Genomic DNA, 20,366 nt, shown 5'->3' with positions numbered 1-20,366 from the left:
GCACAGACCCATAAAGTATTCACGATCAAAATTTGTCCATTGATGTTCACAAACAATACTGAAAGATTAAATTTCGCATCCGCTAAGAACATACCGGAATACCCGGATTTCTTGGACATTCAGATTAAATCTTTTCAAGACTTTTTTCAACTTGAAACAAAATCTGACGAAAGAGGAAATGAAGGCCTTTACAATACCTTCATGGAGAATTTTCCAATCACAGACACAAGAAACCAATTTGTTCTTGAGTTCATTGATTACTTCATAGACCCACCAAGATATTCCATTCAAGAATGTATTGAACGTGGTCTTACGTATAGTGTGCCTCTTAAAGCACGTTTAAAATTATATTGTACCGATCCAGAACACGAAGATTTTGAAACTATTGTTCAGGATGTTTATCTAGGTACCATACCTTACATGACTCCAAGTGGTACATTTGTTATCAATGGAGCTGAGCGAGTTGTGGTTTCTCAATTGCACAGGTCACCCGGTGTGTTCTTTGGACAATCCTTCCATGCAAACGGTACAAAATTATACTCTGCCAGGGTAATACCTTTCAAAGGTTCTTGGATTGAATTTGCAACTGATATCAATGGCGTTATGTATGCTTATATTGATAGAAAGAAAAAATTACCTGTAACCACACTTTTCCGGGCTATCGGATTTGAAAGAGATAAAGATATTCTTGAGATATTTGACCTTTCCGAAGAAGTTAAGGTTTCCAACGCTGGACTTAAAAAAGTTTTGGGCCGTAAGTTGGCAGCAAGGGTATTGAACACATGGCATGAGGATTTTGTTGATGAAGATACGGGAGAGGTAGTTTCTATTGAAAGAAATGAAATTATCCTTGACCGTGACACCATTCTTGAAAAAGACCATATCACAGAAATTATTGAAGCGGATGTAAAAACAATTTTGCTTCACAAAGAGAATAATGCGCAATCGGACTATGCCATTATCCACAATACATTGCAAAAGGACCCTACCAACTCCGAAAAAGAAGCGGTAGAGCACATTTATAGACAATTACGTAATGCCGAGCCGCCAGATGAAGAGACTGCTCGTGGTATTATAGATAAATTGTTTTTCTCTGATCAACGTTACAACTTGGGTGAAGTTGGACGTTATAGGATGAACAAAAAATTGCAGTTGGATATTGGAATGGACAAGCAGGTCTTGACCAAGGAAGATATCATCACTATCATTAAATATTTGATTGAGCTGATCAATTCAAAAGCAGAGATTGATGATATTGATCACCTTTCTAACCGTCGTGTAAGAACGGTAGGTGAGCAGTTGTCATCTCAATTTGGTGTTGGTTTGGCACGTATGGCACGTACCATTCGTGAGCGTATGAACGTTCGTGATAACGAGGTATTTACTCCTATTGATTTGATCAATGCAAAGACATTGTCTTCAGTAATCAATTCGTTTTTTGGAACGAACCAGTTGTCTCAGTTCATGGATCAAACAAATCCATTGGCAGAGATTACGCATAAAAGAAGATTGTCAGCACTAGGACCTGGTGGACTTTCAAGAGAAAGAGCAGGTTTCGAGGTGCGTGATGTTCACTACACGCATTACGGAAGGTTATGTCCCATTGAAACTCCTGAAGGACCGAATATTGGTTTGATTTCTTCCCTTTCGGTTTTTGCGAAAGTAAATCCAATGGGCTTCTTGGAAACACCATACCGTAAGGTTGAAAATGGTGTTGTGGACACCAACGACTTTAGATATCTGAGTGCAGAGGAAGAGGAAGGAATGAAAATTTCCCAAGCAAATATCCCAATGGATGAAAACGGGAAGATTAAAGATGACAAGGTTATTGCTCGTGAAGAAGGTGATTTCCCAGTGGTTGACCCAAGTGAGGTAAATTACACGGATGTTGCCCCAAACCAAATTGCTTCAATTTCTGCCTCTTTGATTCCGTTCTTGGAGCATGATGATGCAAACAGGGCTTTGATGGGATCAAACATGATGCGTCAGGCAGTTCCATTGTTAAAACCGCAATCCCCTATTGTTGGAACAGGTTTGGAAAGACAGGTTGCAACAGATTCAAGGGTATTGATCAATGCAGAAGGTGATGGTGTTGTAGAATATGTCGATGCTCAGAAAATAACAATTAAATACAATAGGTCAGAGGAAGAACGATTGGTAAGTTTTGAAGAAGATTCAAAAACATACAATTTGGTCAAATTTAGAAAGACCAATCAAGGTACCAGCATTAACCTGAAACCTATTGTTAAAAAAGGAGATAAAGTTAAAAAGGGCGAAGTACTTTGTGAAGGTTATGCGACCGAAAAGGGAGAACTTGCTCTTGGTAGAAACCTTCAAGTAGCGTTTATGCCATGGAAAGGGTACAACTTTGAGGATGCGATCGTAATCTCGGAAAAAGTGGTACGTGAAGATATCTTTACCTCCATTCATATCGATGAATATGCATTGGAAGTTAGGGATACCAAGTTAGGTGCTGAAGAACTTACGAACGATATACCAAATGTTTCTGAAGAAGCCACTAAGGACTTGGACGAATATGGTATGATTCGTATTGGTGCAGAAGTAAAACCTGGTGATATCCTTATTGGTAAGATTACACCAAAAGGAGAATCTGATCCAACACCGGAAGAAAAGTTGCTGCGTGCCATCTTTGGTGACAAAGCGGGGGACGTAAAAGATGCTTCCCTTAAAGCTTCACCATCCTTAAGAGGTGTTGTTATCGATAAGAAATTATTCTCACGTTCTATAAAAGATAAGAGGAAACGTTCTGAAGATAAAGAAGCTATTTCTAGGTTGGAGATGGACTACGAAGTAAAGTTTGAGCAACTTAAAGACGTTTTGATAGAAAAACTCTTTGCGTTGATCAATGGTAAAACTTCGCAAGGAGTAATGAACGATCTTGGTGAAGAAGTACTTCCAAAAGGAAAGAAATACACCATTAAGATGTTGAATTCTGTAGATGACTTTGCCCACTTGGTTGGTGGAAGTTGGACTACAGATGACAAAACCAATACTCAAGTTGCGGATTTGTTGCACAACTACAAGATTAAATTGAACGATATTCAAGGAAATCTTAGAAGAGATAAGTTTACGATTTCAGTAGGGGATGAACTCCCTGCGGGAATCATGAAATTGGCCAAGGTATACATCGCCAAAAAGCGTAAGTTAAAAGTTGGTGATAAAATGGCAGGGCGCCACGGTAACAAAGGTATTGTTGCTCGTATCGTTCGTCAAGAAGATATGCCGTTCTTGGAAGATGGAACTCCTGTGGATATCGTATTGAATCCACTTGGTGTACCATCTCGTATGAACATTGGTCAGATTTACGAAACTGTTCTTGGTTGGGCAGGTCTTAAATTGGGAAGAAAGTACGGAACCCCAATTTTTGATGGTGCTACCTTGGATCAAATCAATGCATTTACGGACGAAGCTGGAGTACCAAGATTTGGACACACATATCTTTACGATGGTGGAACAGGAAAACGTTTTGATCAGCCAGCAACAGTTGGTGTTATCTACATGTTGAAATTAGGACACATGGTAGATGATAAAATGCACGCTAGATCAATTGGGCCATACTCATTGATTACGCAGCAGCCATTGGGTGGTAAAGCCCAGTTTGGTGGTCAGCGTTTTGGTGAGATGGAGGTTTGGGCACTTGAAGCCTACGGAGCTTCATCCACGCTACGGGAAATATTGACTGTGAAATCGGATGATGTTGTCGGTAGGGCCAAAACCTATGAATCAATCGTAAAAGGTGAGACCATGCCAGAACCTGGATTGCCAGAATCTTTCAATGTATTGATGCACGAGCTTAAAGGATTGGGCTTGGATATCAGACTGGAAGAGTAGGACATAGTTAACACTATTGGAAAAAAGTTTTTTTAATTATATCATCACCATACTATTATGGCTAGAATAAAAGATAATAACGCACCAAAAAGGTTTGATAAAATTTCCATCGGATTGGCTTCTCCCGAGTCTATCTTGGCAGAATCCCGTGGGGAAGTTTTAAAACCTGAAACTATTAACTACAGAACGCACAAGCCTGAGCGTGATGGGTTGTTCTGCGAGCGTATTTTTGGTCCTGTAAAGGATTACGAATGTGCCTGTGGAAAGTACAAGCGTATCCGTTACCGAGGAATCGTTTGTGATCGTTGTGGTGTAGAGGTAACGGAGAAAAAAGTACGTAGAGACCGTGTAGGGCACATCAATTTGGTGGTTCCTGTTGCGCATATCTGGTATTTCCGTTCGCTTCCAAATAAAATAGGATACCTGTTGGGCCTACCGTCCAAAAAGTTGGATATGATTATCTATTACGAAAGATATGTCGTTATCCAGCCCGGTATCGCCAAAGGCCCTGAAGGTGAGGAAATCAATAAAATGGATTTCTTGACCGAAGAAGAGTACCTGAATATTTTGGAATCCATTCCAGTAGAAAATCAATACTTGGAAGATACGGACCCTAACAAGTTTGTGGCTAAAATGGGTGCAGAATGTTTGATTGATTTATTGTCAAGAATTGATTTGGAAGAACTTTCGTATCAATTACGACATAAAGCCAATACCGAAACGTCAAAGCAGCGTAAAACAGAAGCCTTAAAAAGACTTCAAGTTGTTGAAGCGTTGCGTGAATCCCAAGGCAATAGAGAGAACAATCCTGAGTGGATGATCATGAAGGTAGTTCCTGTGATTCCGCCAGAGTTACGTCCTTTGGTACCTTTGGATGGTGGTCGTTTCGCAACTTCGGATTTGAACGATTTATACCGCAGGGTAATTATCCGTAACAATCGTCTAAAGCGATTGATGGAAATAAAAGCTCCTGAAGTAATCTTGAGAAATGAGAAACGTATGCTTCAAGAAGCTGTGGATTCTCTTTTCGATAACACAAGAAAAGCTTCAGCGGTAAAAACGGAATCAAACAGACCATTAAAATCCCTTTCCGATTCATTGAAGGGTAAACAAGGTCGTTTCCGCCAAAACCTTTTGGGTAAACGTGTGGACTACTCCGCTCGTTCCGTCATCGTCGTTGGTCCAGAGATGAACCTTTACGAATGTGGGCTTCCAAAAGATATGGCTGCAGAACTTTACAAACCTTTCGTCATTAGAAAACTGATTGAAAGAGGAATTGTAAAAACTGTAAAATCCGCTAAAAAGATTATAGACAAAAAAGAGCCCGTAGTTTGGGATATTCTTGAAAATGTGCTTAAAGGACACCCAGTATTATTGAACCGTGCTCCTACATTGCACAGATTGGGTATTCAAGCATTCCAGCCAAAGCTTATAGAAGGTAAGGCAATCCGTTTGCACCCATTGGCATGTACTGCATTTAATGCGGATTTCGATGGGGATCAAATGGCGGTACACTTACCATTGGGGCCAGAAGCTATTTTAGAAGCACAACTGTTAATGTTGGCTTCCCAAAATATTTTGAACCCTGCAAATGGCTCGCCAATTACCGTTCCTTCACAGGATATGGTCTTGGGTCTTTACTACATGACGAAAGAGAGAAAATCAACCCCAGAACTTCCTATTCAAGGAGAAGGGTTGACGTTCTATTCTGCTGAAGAAGTAGAGATTGCTTTCAATGAAGGAAAAGTTGATTTGAATGCAGGAATCAAAGTAAGAGCCAAAGATTTCAATGAAGAGGGTGAGCTTGTAAGCCAAATCATTCCTACAACAGTTGGTAGAGTATTGTTCAATAGTGTAGTTCCTGAAGAAGCAGGATATATCAATGAAGTATTGAACAAAAAATCGCTTAGAAATATTATTGGTGATATTCTTGCCGTAACCGATGTACCTGCTACTGCTGCGTTTTTGGATAAGATAAAATCTATGGGTTATGATTTCGCCTTTAAAGGAGGTCTGTCCTTCAGCTTAGGGGATATTATCATTCCACCAGAGAAGCATGACATGATCAATGATGCCAATGATCAAGTTGACGGAATCATGGCAAACTATAACATGGGGCTTATCACCAACAATGAACGATATAACCAGGTTATTGATGTATGGACTTCTACAAATGCCATGTTGACCGAATTGGCCATGAAGCGAATTCGTGAAGACCAGCAAGGATTCAACTCTGTATATATGATGTTGGATTCAGGTGCAAGGGGTTCTAAAGAACAGATTCGTCAGTTGACCGGTATGCGTGGATTGATGGCCAAGCCTAAAAAATCTACAGCTGGTGGTGGTGAGATTATCGAAAACCCGATTCTTTCCAACTTTAAGGAAGGACTATCGATTTTGGAATACTTTATCTCAACGCATGGTGCTCGTAAAGGACTAGCGGATACCGCTTTAAAAACTGCCGATGCAGGATACTTGACAAGACGTTTGGTGGATGTATCTCAAGACGTAATCATTAATATTGAAGATTGTGGTACGTTAAGGGGGATTGAGGTCAAAGCCTTGAAAAAGAACGAAGAAATCGTTGAAACGCTAGGTGAAAGAATCCTCGGAAGGGTATCGCTTCATGATGTATACAATCCATTAACGGAGGAATTGGTATTGTCGGCAGGTCAGGAAATTTCCGAAGCTGATGTAAAAAGGGTTGAAGCTTCCCCTATAGAAAGTATAGAAGTACGTTCAGCATTAACTTGTGAAGCTCCAAAAGGTATCTGTGGAAAATGTTACGGAAGAAACTTAGCTACCAATAAAATGGTTCAGCGAGGTGAAGCCGTTGGTGTTGTTGCGGCACAATCCATTGGGGAGCCAGGAACACAATTAACGTTGCGTACATTCCACGTTGGAGGTATTGCAGGAAACATTTCCGAAGATAGCAAGTTAGAAGCCAAGTTTGATGGTGTTGCGGAAATAGAGGATTTAAGGACTGTTGTCGGAGAAAACAGTGAAGGTGAAAAAGCCAATATTGTTATCTCTAGAACTTCAGAAATTAAAGTTGTTGATGCGACGACAGGTATCACTTTGAGTACGAATAACATTCCTTATGGTTCGCAATTGTTCGTTAAGAACGGTGAAAAAATCAAAAAAGGAACTGTTGTTTGTCAATGGGATCCATATAATGGTGTAATTGTTTCTGAATTCACGGGTCAAATAGCCTACGAAAACATCGAACAAGGAATTACATATCAGGTTGAGATTGATGAGCAAACTGGTTTCCAAGAGAAAGTAATCTCTGAATCTAGAAACAAGAAACTTATTCCAACTTTATTAATTAAGGATGGAAAAGGAGAAACCATACGTTCTTACAACTTACCGGTTGGTTCCCACATTATGGTAGATGACGGTGATAAAATCAAAGAAGGTAAGATTTTGGTCAAGATTCCACGTAAATCTGCAAAAGCGGGTGATATTACGGGAGGTCTTCCAAGGGTAACAGAGCTTTTCGAAGCACGTAATCCATCTAACCCAGCTGTGGTTTCAGAAATTGATGGTGTTGTCTCGTTTGGTAAGATCAAAAGAGGTAACCGTGAAATCATTATCGAATCCAAATTAGGTGAAATCAAGAAATACTTGGTGAAACTTTCCAATCAGATATTGGTTCAGGAGAATGATTACGTTCGTGCTGGTATGCCTTTATCAGATGGTTCCATTACCCCGGAAGATATTTTGGCAATAAAAGGACCATCGGCCGTACAACAATACTTGGTGAACGAAGTACAGGAAGTATATCGTTTACAAGGTGTGAAAATCAACGATAAGCACTTTGAAGTTGTTGTAAGACAGATGATGCGTAAAGTACGTATTGAAGATTCAGGTGACACGACTTTCTTGGAAAATCAATTGGTACACAAAGATGACTTTATTCGTGAGAACGATGAAATCTTTGGAATGAAGGTAGTTGAGGATGCAGGAGATTCTGAAAACCTTAAAGCAGGACAGATTATTTCTGCCCGTGCCTTGAGAGATGAAAATTCAGTATTGAGAAGATCTGATAAAGCCTTGGTAAGTGCAAGAGATGCGGTAGCCGCTACTGCAACTCCAATATTACAAGGTATTACAAGAGCTTCATTGCAGACGAAATCGTTCATCTCGGCAGCATCTTTCCAAGAAACCACCAAAGTGTTGAACGAAGCTGCGGTAAGCGGTAAAGTGGATACATTGGAAGGATTGAAGGAAAATGTTATTGTAGGACATAAGATTCCTGCCGGTACAGGTATGAGGGATTATGATAGTATCATTGTAGGTTCCAAAGAGGAATACGATGAAATCATGGCCCGAAAGGAAGAATTCAAATTCTAATAAACAAACCCTGACGGCAACGTCAGGGTTTTCTTTTTTAAAATTATAGGAAAAATAATGGCTGATAAAAATCAAAACCAGAAACAGATAAATATAGAATTGGATGAAAAAACTGCAGAAGGAATATATTCCAACCTTGCAATCATCAACCATTCAGTATCGGAATTTGTAGTGGATTTTATAAGTATGATGCCCGGAGCCCCAAAGGCAAAGGTTAAAAGTAGAATTGTACTAACGCCACAGCATGCCAAGAAATTCTTGAAGGCATTAAACGATAATGTGACTAGATTTGAGAAAGCCCATGGCACCATAAAGGATTATGAGCAACCTCCTATTCCTTTAAATTTTGGACCTACGGGAGAAGCATAAACAAAAACCCTGACAAATACTGTCAGGGTTTTTTATTTTGGTTATCACTTTTAAGTAAGTAAAATTATGCTAACTTATTTTCGAGTGACTTTGTACTTACCGTAACCAGCCCTTGGTATGTCCTTTTTTTGAAAAAAAGATTAGGTAAATGCCAAACCCCAGAATTAGAACGGGAAATACGATTGCCTGGGTTCCCATGACCTCTATCATGTTCGTTAGAAAAGAATTGTAAATAAACTGTGCAATAGCCGCAAGTAAGGAAATCACAAATAAGGGCGTTGCCCATTTTTTACGAATCAAAAGTGCAATACTTCCAATTGCCCCTGCGAAAACGGCTGTTGCAAACGCTGCGGTTACCCATGCTGGTCTCATTTCAAATAGTTCGCGTTGTTCTTGGGTCATTTGCTCCAATTGTTCAACAGTGGTAAATGCATCACCTATATAAGCGGTTACACCCATCAAATTCCAGAGTAGAGCAATGACAGCGACCACCCAAAACCATATAGGCGGTTTGTTAGTTACTTCAGTTGTCATAATTTGTAAATTAATTGGTTATTAAACAGTAATTTACAAAAAAAAAGAGTTTCTTGCGCGTTCTTATATTTATGCAGTACCACGAAGAATGCTGTATTAATTGGAGCGATTACGCGAACTCCGAAGTAAAATGAAGCTTCACCGTAGGATATTTTTGTTGTGTCATCTGCAATGAAAATTGCGAGTCTGCCAAAAATACCAATTGGCCTTGTTTATCCGTGGCCAGAAACTTCTGTTTTACCCTTTTAAACTCTTTAAACTCATCATTTGAAGGGTCTTCAGCTTCTACCCAACAAGCTTTGTGTACAGGAAAATTTTCATAAGTGCATTTTGCACCGTACTCATGTTCCAACCGGTATTGAATAACTTCGTATTGTAGTGCACCAACAGTACCGATTACTTTTCTGCCATTCAACTCTAAAGTAAAAAGCTGGGCCACACCTTCGTCCATTAGTTGGTCGATTCCTTTGTACAACTGCTTGGCTTTCATGGGGTCCGCATTATTGATATATCTAAAATGCTCAGGGGAAAAACTGGGAATGCCCTTGTAGTTCAATTGTTCCCCACTGGTAAGCGTGTCACCAATTTTAAAATTTCCCGTATCGTGCAGGCCAACAATATCTCCAGGATAGGAAATATCTACGATTTCTTTCTTCTCTGCGAAAAATGCATTTGGACTGGAAAACTTTAATTTTTTGCCATGTCTCACATGCAAATAAGGTTTGTTGCGTTCAAAAGTACCAGATACTATTTTTACAAACGCCAGTCTATCACGATGCTTGGGGTCCATATTCGCATGGATTTTAAAAACAAAACCAGAAAAATCTTTCTCGTCTGCCTTTACCATGCGCTCTTCGGACATTTTTGGTCTGGGGTCAGGCGCAATTTCCACAAAGCAGTCAAGTAATTCCCTTACACCAAAATTATTGAGGGCAGATCCAAAAAAAACAGGTTGCTGTTCTCCTTTTAAATAGGAATCCTTATCAAATTTAGGATAAACGCCATCCACTAATTGCAGATTGTCTCTAAGTTCCTGAGCTGCCGATTCGCCAATAATATTTTCAAGTTCGGTACTTTCAATGTCGGTAAAAGCAATCGTTTCTTCTATATTTTTCTTGCTATTGCCACTGAACAAGTTGATGTTTTTTTCATAGATATTGTAGATGCCCTTAAAGTCATATCCCATACCGATAGGGAAGCTGAGTGGAGTTACGGATAGCCCTAATTTTTGCTCTACTTCGTCCAATAAATCAAAGGCATCTTTTCCTTCCCTATCCAACTTATTGATGAAAACTATCATTGGAATGTTTCGCATCCTACAGACCTCAACCAATTTTTCGGTCTGTTCCTCAACACCTTTGGCAACATCGATCACTACGATTACACTATCGACAGCGGTCAAGGTCCGAAAAGTATCTTCAGCAAAATCCTTATGCCCAGGAGTATCTAATATATTGATTTTCTTATCATTATAAATAAAGGCCAAAACAGATGTGGCCACGGAAATGCCCCTTTGGCGCTCTATCTCCATAAAATCACTGGTTGCTGATTTTTTTATTTTATTATTTTTTACAGCTCCAGCTTCTTGAATCGCACCACCGAACAAAAGTAGTTTTTCAGTTAGTGTTGTCTTACCCGCATCTGGGTGAGAAATAATGCCGAAAGTCCTACGTCTTGAAATTTCCTTTACAAAATCCATCTACAAAAATTTGGGCAAAAATAGTGTAATTATCTCTTTATAAATGGATTTACATCATCATAAGGAGTTGTTAATATCAGTAAGATAAAAAGAGTAAAAAAGAAGTAGTGAAATTGAAAAAGCGTTGTAATTTTCATTTCCGTTTAAAAATTAAATTTTGTTGTTGAATAATCTTTTTTTGGATTAGGAACGTATCATTATAAGTGGTAAATAATAACCAAGAATGAACCTTTTGTCGATTAAAATAGCTCAATCTTTGAAATTGTTTTAATTATGCCACCAAATGACGTTCGCAGGTTTTTTAAAACACGAACACAATAGAACAAGTAAGAAAAGCCCCATTTTCTTATACATTTACGAGAACTACAGGCCATGGTGAATAGTTGACCAAAACTTTCATTTATGGAAAAAATTACTTTCTTAAATCTTAAGAAAAAGGTTTTATACAGTCTTTTTTTAGTTACTGGACTTACACTTTACATAACAATCACTTCGTTTACTGGGATTCCAGACAATGTTAATGTCGAAGAATCTAAAAAGAAAGATACAGATGGCGATGGTGTTCCAGATGACAAGGACATCGATATCGATGGTGATGGAATTATCAACACTGTAGAAGATAAAAATGAAGATGGGGATAATTGTTATTGGACCAACCCAACGGACACGGATGGGGACGGGGTTCCAGATTATTTGGACATTGACTCCGATAATGATGGAATTTTAGATAATGTAGAAGCACAAACGACTTATGGTTACATTGCCAAGTCAGGAAAAGACATGGATGGTAATGGACTGGATGATGCTTATGAAGAAACCCCTGGCAGTTGTGGAGGATTGGTTCCAATTGATACTGATTATGACCATGTTCCAGATTATTTGGATATAGATTCTGATAATGACGGAATTCTGGATAATGTAGAAGCTCAAACTACCACAGATTATCTAGCACCTTGCGGAGTGGATAAGGATAAAAATGGTTTAGATGATCATTATGAGAGCTGCCCTGGTGGTGGAGAAGGGATAATTCCCATAGATACTGATGGTGACCATTATCCGGACTTCCGTGATATAGACTCTGATAATGATGGAATAATTGATAATGTGGAAGCACAAGACCCTGACCATTTTCAAGCACCTTGTGGAATGGACAAGGATAAAAACGGTTTAGATGATCATTACGAATCCCATCCAGGTGGTGGAGAAGGAATAACTCCAATCAATAGTGATAATGACCCTTTACCAAATTTCAGGGATATCGATAGCGATGATGATGGTATTCCAGATAATGTTGAAGGACAGTCTACTGCTGGTTACATTCCTCCAAGCGGAAAAGACGATGATAAAGATGGTTTGGATAACGCTTATGAAGGAAGCGGTGATGAAGGAATAAATCCCGAGAATACGGACGGTGAGGACAAGCCGGACTATCTGGACGATGACAGCGACAACGATCTGGTCCCCGACAACAATGAGGGTAACGACTTCAACTTTGATGGTATCCCTGATCAGACCTACACAGGGACAGACAGCGATAATGACGGGCTTGACGACGGTTACGAGGGGAGCAATGTGAACGACGGCTACGACGTTAACGACGAGATCGACGACCCTGCGAACGACCTTCCCGACACGGATGGTACGGAGGACGTGAACTACCGGGACTTTGACGATGACGGCGATGGTATCGATACGCCGGACGAGGACGTTGACGGCGATGGCGACCCTACGAACGACGATACCGATGGAGACGGAACGCCGGATTATCTTGACCCGAACGGCGATGGAACGGATACCGATGGTGATGGTGTTCCCGATGTGGTTGATCTTGACGACGACAACGACGGGATACTCGACAGTGTTGAGGACCCTAACCTGGATAACGACAACGACCCCTTGACGAACCCATTGGACAGTGACGGTGATGGCCGTCCCGACCACTTGGACATCGACAGCGACGATGACGGCATCCCGGACAATGTGGAGGCACAGCCGACCAACGGTTATATCCCGCCGAACGATGACGATGCAGCTACGTACGCTGCCAACCAGGGTGTGAATAGTGCCTACATCGGCGGTCTTACGCCCGAGAACACGGACGGTGATGATGAGCCGGACTACCTAGACGACGATAGCGATAATGATTTGGTGATGGACAACAATGAGGGGAACGACTTCAACTTCGACGGAATCCCTGACCAGACCTATACGGGAATTGACACGGATAACGACGGCCTTGACGATGGGTACGAGGGCAGCGATGTGAATGATAGCTACGATGTGAACGACGAGATCGACGACCCTGCGAACGACCTTCCCGACACGGATGGTACGGAGGACGTGAACTACCGGGACTTTGACGATGACGGCGATGGTATCGATACGCCGGACGAGGATGTTGACGGCGATGGCGACCCTACGAACGACGATACCGATGGAGACGGAACGCCGGATTATCTTGACCCGAACGGCGATGGAACGGATACCGATGGTGATGGTATTCCCGATGTGGTTGATCTTGACGACGACAACGACGGGATACTCGACAGTGTTGAGGACCCTAACCTGGATAACGACAACGACCCCTTGACGAACCCATTGGACAGTGACGGTGATGGCCGTCCCGACCACTTGGACATCGACAGCGACGATGACGGCATCCCGGACAATGTGGAGGCACAGCCGACCAACGGTTATATCCCGCCGAACGATGACGATGCAGCTACGTACGCTGCCAACCAGGGTGTGAATAGTGCCTATATCGACGGTCTTACGCCCGAGAACACGGACGGTGAGGACGAGCCGGATTATCTTGACGATGACAGCGACAACGATCTGGTCCCCGACAACAATGAGGGTAACGACTTCAACTTTGATGGTATCCCTGATCAGACCTACACAGGGACAGACAGCGATAATGACGGGCTTGACGACGGTTACGAGGGGAGCGATGTGAACGACGGCTACGACGTTAACGACGAGATCGACGACCCTGCGAACGACCTTCCCGACACGGACGGTACGGAGGACGTGAACTACCGCGACTTCGACGATGACGGTGACGGCATAGACACGCCGGACGAGGACGTTGACGGCGATGGCGACCCTACGAACGACGATACGGACGGTGACGGGACTCCCAACTACCTTGACCCGATTGAAGATCCAGAACCACCAGGAGATGAAGAAGTGGTTATAAACCAAATGTTGACACCAAACGGTGATCTAAAGAATGATTTCCTGTTTATACGCGGCGTAAGAAGTATTAAATCAAGCACACTTAGAATATTTAATCGTTGGGGCATAGCAGTTTACGAAGGAAATGATTATGATAATGTAAACAACGTTTTTGACGGTCGCTCAAGAGGAAGGTCCACCTTGAGTGTAAATGATTATCTCCCCGCAGGTATATATTTTTATATATTTGACTACGAAACGGATGAGGGAAGTTTTACAGATTCAGAGTATATATATATAAGCAGATAACATAGTAAAGAAGGATGATTAAAAAGCATTTTTTAATTTCGTTTGTATTTATTGGAATTGCATTTCAGAGTCTTACAGCTCAACAAGATGCTCAGTATACACAGTATATGTTCAACACATTAAGTGTTAATCCTGCTTATGCTGGATCTAGAGGACAACTGAGTTTTGCAGGCCTATATCGTTCCCAATGGGTGGGCTTGGATGGCGCACCTGAAACCTTTACGTTCAACCTGCATTCACCAATTCGTAATAGTAGATTGGGGTATGGCGTTTCCATTGTCAATGATAACATTGGTGATGGGGTAGTTCAAGAGACTTATTTGGATGCTGTGCTTTCATACACTATAGATGTTTCTTTAGATGCAAAATTGTCCTTTGGACTAAAAGCAGGAGGAAATATGCTTAATCTTGACTTTAATGGCCTTCGAAATTTTGATCAAGAAGTTGTAAATCAAGATAACATAGACAATCAATTTTCTCCCAATTTCGGATTAGGGATTTACTATCATAGCGATAAATTCTATGCGGGCGTATCTGCACCTAATGTTTTAGAAACGGAATATTTTGATAATGCGGAAAGTGATCCAGAGTCGGTTAGCTTTCTTGCAACGGAGCGAATCAACTTTTATTTTATAACAGGTTACGTTTTTGACTTGAACTCTGATTTAAAATTTAAACCTGCACTATTGACAAAAGCAGTTGGAGGAGCACCATTACAAGTAGACCTTTCGGCAAATTTTCTTTATGCTGAGAAATTTAGCTTCGGAGCAGCGTATAGATTTGATGCGGCTATAAGTGCGTTGGCCGGTTTTCAGGTCACTGACCAAGTAATGATAGGATTGGCCTATGACCGTGAAACTACCGAGCTTGGAGGAACTCAATTTAATGATGGTTCTTTTGAGATTTTTTTGAGACTGGAGTTATTAAAGGCATTTCAAAAAACTGTATCGCCTAGATTCTTTTAATTCAAGTATAATATGCTAAAAAGAATACTTCTATTACTTATTGTTTTTTCAGGATATACGGCAAATACATTATTTGCCCAAGAGGAACAGACTCCCGATAAACAGCAGGCAAGAATTAAAGCTCGTGCAGATGAGCGGTATAACGAATATTCGTTCAGTCCGGCCATAGACATTTATAAAAAAGTACTTGATAAAGGTTTTGTTTCAATTGATTTGTTAAAGCGATTGGGAAATTCATATTATTTCAATGCGAAGTACGAAGAAGCCTCCAACGTCTACAAAAAATTGATTGAAACATATCCCAAAAAAACGGAACCGGATTATTACTTCAGGTATGCCCAAAGTTTAAAGACTGTAGGTAAATATGAAGATGCTTCACAAATGATGCAGCAGTTCAAAGAAATGACATCAGATACGGAAGATGGAGATGTATTTGATGACGATTATCTCGCTACAATCGAAAAGAATTCAGGAAGATACAGTGTCAAACCATTTGAATATAATAGTAAATACTCTGACTTTGCAGCATCTTTCTATGAACAAGGACTTATTTTTTCATCAGATAGAGATACTGGAAACTTAGCTCGCTATAGACATACATGGAATTCCAAGGATTTCTTGGATTTGTACAAAGTGAATGCGGACAGTGTTTCCAACAATACAGTTGTGAAGTTAGAAGGGGATGTAAATACAAGGCTTCATGAGTCTACATCTGTAATTTCCAAAGATGGCACAACAATGTATTTTACAAGAAATAATTTCTTGGATGGAAAAAAATACAAAGACCAGAATGGAGTTATCCGTTTAAAAATTTATAGTGCCGAGTTGATTGATGGCGAATGGACAAATGTTTTGGAACTTCCGTTTAACAATGATTCATATTCAGTAGCTCATCCAGTATTGAGTCCAGATGAAAAAAGATTATATTTTGTTTCAGATATGCCAGGGGCATTGGGTGAATCGGATATTTTTATGACTGAGATTATTGGTGATGGTACCTATGGCCCAATAGTTAATTTAGGAAAGAATATAAATACCAGAGCTCGGGAGACTTTTCCATTCATCTCAAAAGATGGAATACTATACTTTTCGTCAGATGGACACCAGGGACTAGGGGGATTGGATGTTTTTGCTACCAAAATTACCTTTGGAAATTTTGATGAACCCGTAGTAAATGTAGGTAAATCTATAAATGGCCCGTATGACGATTTCGCCTTTATTATTGATGATCAAAGTAAAGAAGGGTATTTCTCATCCAACAGAGTAGGAGGTCTTGGAGAGGATGATATTTATCAATTTACAGAAAATGAACCGTTAGTACTTGACTGTTTGCAAGATGTAACCGGTACGGTAAGAGACCGAATATCTAATGAAATTCTCGTCGGAGCTACGGTAAAGATTATAGATGAGGAAAACAATGAAGTATCATCGACCATAACCGATTCAAAAGGAAACTATGTTTTGGGATTGGATTGTGCAAAAGGAAACTTTGTTAGAGCTTCTAGGGATGGTTATGTTCCAGCAGAAGAATTTTTGAATAAATCCTATGGTAAACCTAGGATTGTTGATTTTTACTTGGAGCGTGATATTGTAACAGGTGGTTTTGGAGATGATTTGGCCAAGTTATTGCAATTAAGTACTATTTATTTTGATTTAAATAAATATGCAATTCGCCCAGATGCAGAAATAGAGATTCAGAAAGTTATCGTGGCGATGGAAAAATATCCAAGCCTTAAAATAAAGGTTAACTCCCATACGGACAGCAGGGGGAATGATGCTTATAACCTTTGGTTGTCACAAAAAAGAGCGGAATCTACCGTGGCTTACATGATTTCAAAAGGAATTTCTGCAGACAGATTGGAAGGAGAAGGGTATGGTGAGACAAAGTTGGTCAATGAGTGCGCAAATGGAACGCCTTGCTCCAAAGAAAAACATCAGCTTAATCGTAGGTCAGAATTTATTATTTTCGAGTAGGATTCAAGTTCAATTTTAATCAATTTCACAATTTCTCGTAAGGGTTGATATATTTCTTGCCCTTTCGGAGAATTCTGTTTTAGAGCTCTTATCGATAAAAATGTCTTTTTTTTAACATTTTTTGGGATAAATCCGAAAACATACAGCATTATTCTCTAATTTCACTAGACCAAACGCAGTCTTAGACAACATTTTTTGGTTCTCCCAAACTATCCAACATACATTTATTGAGTTTTAGAAGACGTCGATTACATACGTCTATTTTCAAATTTGCCCCAATACATGGAAAACCTCAATAAGAAAAATGTATTTTTTTTCATTTTGTTCCTGGGATGGTTGATGGCCTCAGGACAAACTACAATATGGTCAGAAGACTTTGAAAGTTATACCAATGGAACCCAAACAGGGAATGGTACCGGAACTAGTACAGCCTCATGGTCGACTAACGATACGGATGTTAACGTTCAGACTTCTGGTGGATCTCAAGTTTTAAGAGGTCAAAATACTGACAATACTACTGCTTATTGGACTACAGGTACAATAAATATATCTGGTTTTATAAACGTGTCATTCAGTTTGGATGCAGGTTCTGGGGGAACATTGGATTCAGGACAGGATGTTTTTAGAATTCAGTATCGAATCGATGGAGGAAGCTATGTTGAAATTGAAAATACTTCAGGGGACACATCACCTTCAGAACCTATACAGCCTTCATATAGTGTTTCAGGTTTACCCGGAAATACTTTGGAATTTAGGATTACTATGTATAATACTGGGGGCAACGAGCTTTACGAGATTGACAATATTTTAGTACAGGGAACAGCACCTGGAGCAAGTAATGACCCTCCGGTCATTAATGCTACGGGAGATCAGGATTTTTGTCCAGGTACACCAATTTCTGTTGTGGAAACAATTAGTATTACCGATTCGGATGATACCACTGCAGACGAAGTTTCGGTGCAAATTTCTTCGGGATACATTAATGGGGAAGATTTATTGACACTTACCGGTACCCATCCCAGTATTATTGCATCATGGAGTACCGTTGAAGGCAAATTAACGCTTACCGGACCAGCAACGCTCACAGCTTTTGAATCAGCCGTAAGCGCAGTACAGTTTTCCACTAGCGGAACTAACCCTTCAGGAAGCAGAAGTTTTTCAATAACCGTCGGAGACACCAATTTTTTACCAGCAACAGGACATTATTATGAGTATGTGTCAGACGTAGGCATAAGATGGACCGATGCTAGGGATGCTGCTGCATTACGAACATACTATGGTCTACAAGGATACCTAGCTACATTGACCTCACAAGAAGAAGCGGATTTTTCTGGGTCTCAGGCCCAAGGCGTTGGATGGATTGGGGCGAGCGATGCGGCTACTGAAGGGGATTGGCGTTGGGTTACCGGACCAGAAGCTGGAACCCCATTTTGGAGTGGTACTGCATCAGGTAGCACAACACCACCATTTAACTTTGCATATTGGAATGGTGGGGAACCAAACCAATCAGGAAATGAAGATTATGCACACATAACAGACCCATCTGTAGTTAGAGGTACAGGAGGACCTGGTTCTTGGAACGATTTAAGAGATCAAGGCGGTGGTGGAGCCTACCGGCCACAAGGCTATGTTGTGGAATACGGAGGAACAACAGGGGACCCCGTAATTAATGTTACTGCGGTTACTACTATAGATATAGATAATATAGCGCCAACATGGACAACACCAGTAGGCTCATTGGATGTTTCTTACCAATGTGCCGATGATGTTCCTGAATTACCAAGCTGTACTGATTTATCTACCACATTTTTTAATGAAGCCCAGTTTTCCTGGGGTTTTGGAGTACAAAATAGTACTGGGTCGACTGTAGATTATTGGGAAGCGAGAATAACCAATGCAAACTACCAAATAGACGAAACACAACTAAGTAATCAATCTTTGTTTACCTATGTCGAAGAGGATAATGGTAATGGAACCTTTAATCATGTATTTCAAGGAACGAATTCTGTAGCACCATTTAGCGGTATAGGGGGTAGTATAGAGTGGTCTGGAGTGAATTTTGGTTTTGCTCCATCTTCTGATGGAATCCAACTATTCTGTGGAACACAACCTTTTCCTTTTCCAGTCGCTTCAGACAATTGTGGAGCAAATGTGACTATTGTGAATGATGTTACCACTTCTGGAGGAAACCCAAATGATTATACAAGGGTTATTTCATACCAAGCTACTGATGGAGCGGGAAATACTAGCACTATTTTTACAAGAACGATTACCGTAGCTGATACGACCGACCCAACGGCGAGTAATCCAACTGCGATTGTGGTTGAGTGTGCTGCGGACGTCCCTTCTCCGGACACTGATTTGGTTATGGATGAGGCGGACAACTGTACTTCGAGCCCGACAGTCACCTTCGTAAGCGATGTTAGCGACGGTAACAGCAACCCCGAGATCATAACACGTACCTACCGTGTTACCGACACTTCAGGCAACAGCATCGATGTTGAACAGACGATAACGGTTAATGACACGACCGACCCAACGGCAAGTAATCCAACTGCGATAACGGTTGAGTGTGCTGCGGACGTCCCTACCCCGGACACCGATCTTGTTACGGGCGAGTCCGATAACTGTACTGCAAGTCCTACTGTCGCCTTCATAAGCGATTCCACGGTGGGAAACGTGATCACACGTACCTACCGTGTAACGGATGCTGCTGGAAACAGCATCGATGTCGAACAGACAATAACAATTAATGACACACAGGACCCTACGGCGAGCGACCCATCGGACATCACCGTTGAATGTATCGGCGACGTACCGCTGCCCAACGTGAGCGTTGTAACGGACGGATCGGACAACTGCAGCGCGAGCGGCGACATAGTGGTTGCCTTCGTGAGCGACAGCGGACTTACGGGGAGCAACCCGGGAACGATTACAAGGACCTATAGCGTTACGGACGAGGCCGGGAACAGCATCACCGTGACCCAAAATATCATAGTCGACGACACGACGGACCCTACGGCGAGCGACCCATCGGACATCGTTGTGGAGTGCATCGGCGACGTACCGCTGCCCAACGTGAGCGTTGTAACGGACGGATCGGACAACTGCAGCGCGAGCGGCGACATAGT

8 protein-coding genes and 1 pseudogene are annotated in these 20,366 nt (G+C 41.1%); 7 read left to right on the top strand and 2 right to left on the bottom strand.

The window, feature by feature from the left end; genetic code table 11:
• Window positions 1–42: 42 nt before the first annotated feature.
• Genes rpoB through KIM67_RS12100 form a run of 3 tightly spaced genes read left to right on the top strand, consistent with a single transcriptional unit; the run spans window position 43 to window position 8,577 of the window.
• Entirely contained in the window at window positions 43–3,852 is a 3,810-nt protein-coding gene (gene rpoB, locus KIM67_RS12110; RefSeq protein ID WP_213831712.1) for a DNA-directed RNA polymerase subunit beta, read from the top strand.
• A gap of 57 nt (window positions 3,853–3,909) precedes the next feature.
• Window positions 3,910–8,208 (top strand): DNA-directed RNA polymerase subunit beta', encoded by a 4,299-nt coding sequence (rpoC, locus tag KIM67_RS12105; protein WP_213831710.1) that lies wholly within the window; start codon window positions 3,910–3,912, stop codon window positions 8,206–8,208.
• Window positions 8,209–8,265: 57 nt separating this feature from the next.
• Window positions 8,266–8,577, top strand: a complete 312-nt coding sequence (locus KIM67_RS12100) for a DUF3467 domain-containing protein (RefSeq protein WP_112378858.1) — start codon at window positions 8,266–8,268, stop codon at window positions 8,575–8,577.
• 96 nt (window positions 8,578–8,673) lie between these two features.
• On the opposite strand, the gene KIM67_RS12095 is transcribed toward KIM67_RS12100, so the two are convergent.
• Both KIM67_RS12095 and KIM67_RS12090 read right to left on the bottom strand, forming a co-directional pair.
• On the bottom strand, window positions 8,674–9,111 hold the full coding sequence (locus KIM67_RS12095) for a hypothetical protein (RefSeq protein ID WP_213831709.1): 438 nt from the start codon (window positions 9,109–9,111) through the stop codon (window positions 8,674–8,676).
• A gap of 109 nt (window positions 9,112–9,220) precedes the next feature.
• Window positions 9,221–10,810, bottom strand: a complete 1,590-nt coding sequence (locus KIM67_RS12090) for a peptide chain release factor 3 (RefSeq protein WP_213831707.1) — start codon at window positions 10,808–10,810, stop codon at window positions 9,221–9,223.
• A 402-nt stretch (window positions 10,811–11,212) separates the two neighbouring features.
• Here KIM67_RS12090 and KIM67_RS12085 point away from each other — a divergent pair, with 402 nt between their 5' ends.
• From KIM67_RS12085 to KIM67_RS12070, 4 genes and pseudogenes are all read left to right on the top strand, one after another.
• Window positions 11,213–14,296 (top strand): gliding motility-associated C-terminal domain-containing protein, encoded by a 3,084-nt coding sequence (locus KIM67_RS12085; protein WP_213831705.1) that lies wholly within the window; start codon window positions 11,213–11,215, stop codon window positions 14,294–14,296.
• A 14-nt stretch (window positions 14,297–14,310) separates the two neighbouring features.
• Window positions 14,311–15,261, top strand: a complete 951-nt coding sequence (locus KIM67_RS12080; RefSeq protein ID WP_213831704.1) for a type IX secretion system membrane protein PorP/SprF — start codon at window positions 14,311–14,313, stop codon at window positions 15,259–15,261.
• 12 nt (window positions 15,262–15,273) lie between these two features.
• Window positions 15,274–17,235, top strand: a complete 1,962-nt coding sequence (locus KIM67_RS12075; protein ID WP_213831702.1) for an OmpA family protein — start codon at window positions 15,274–15,276, stop codon at window positions 17,233–17,235.
• 282 nt (window positions 17,236–17,517) lie between these two features.
• Window positions 17,518–20,366, top strand: a pseudogene (locus tag KIM67_RS12070) (hypothetical protein); the annotation flags it as partial.

This window comes from Flagellimonas sp. 389 (genome assembly GCF_018449435.1).
GTDB lineage: Bacteria > Bacteroidota > Bacteroidia > Flavobacteriales > Flavobacteriaceae > Flagellimonas.
Note: the sequence above shows the minus strand (reverse complement) of the source record. Positions and strands in the feature narration are given on the sequence as shown.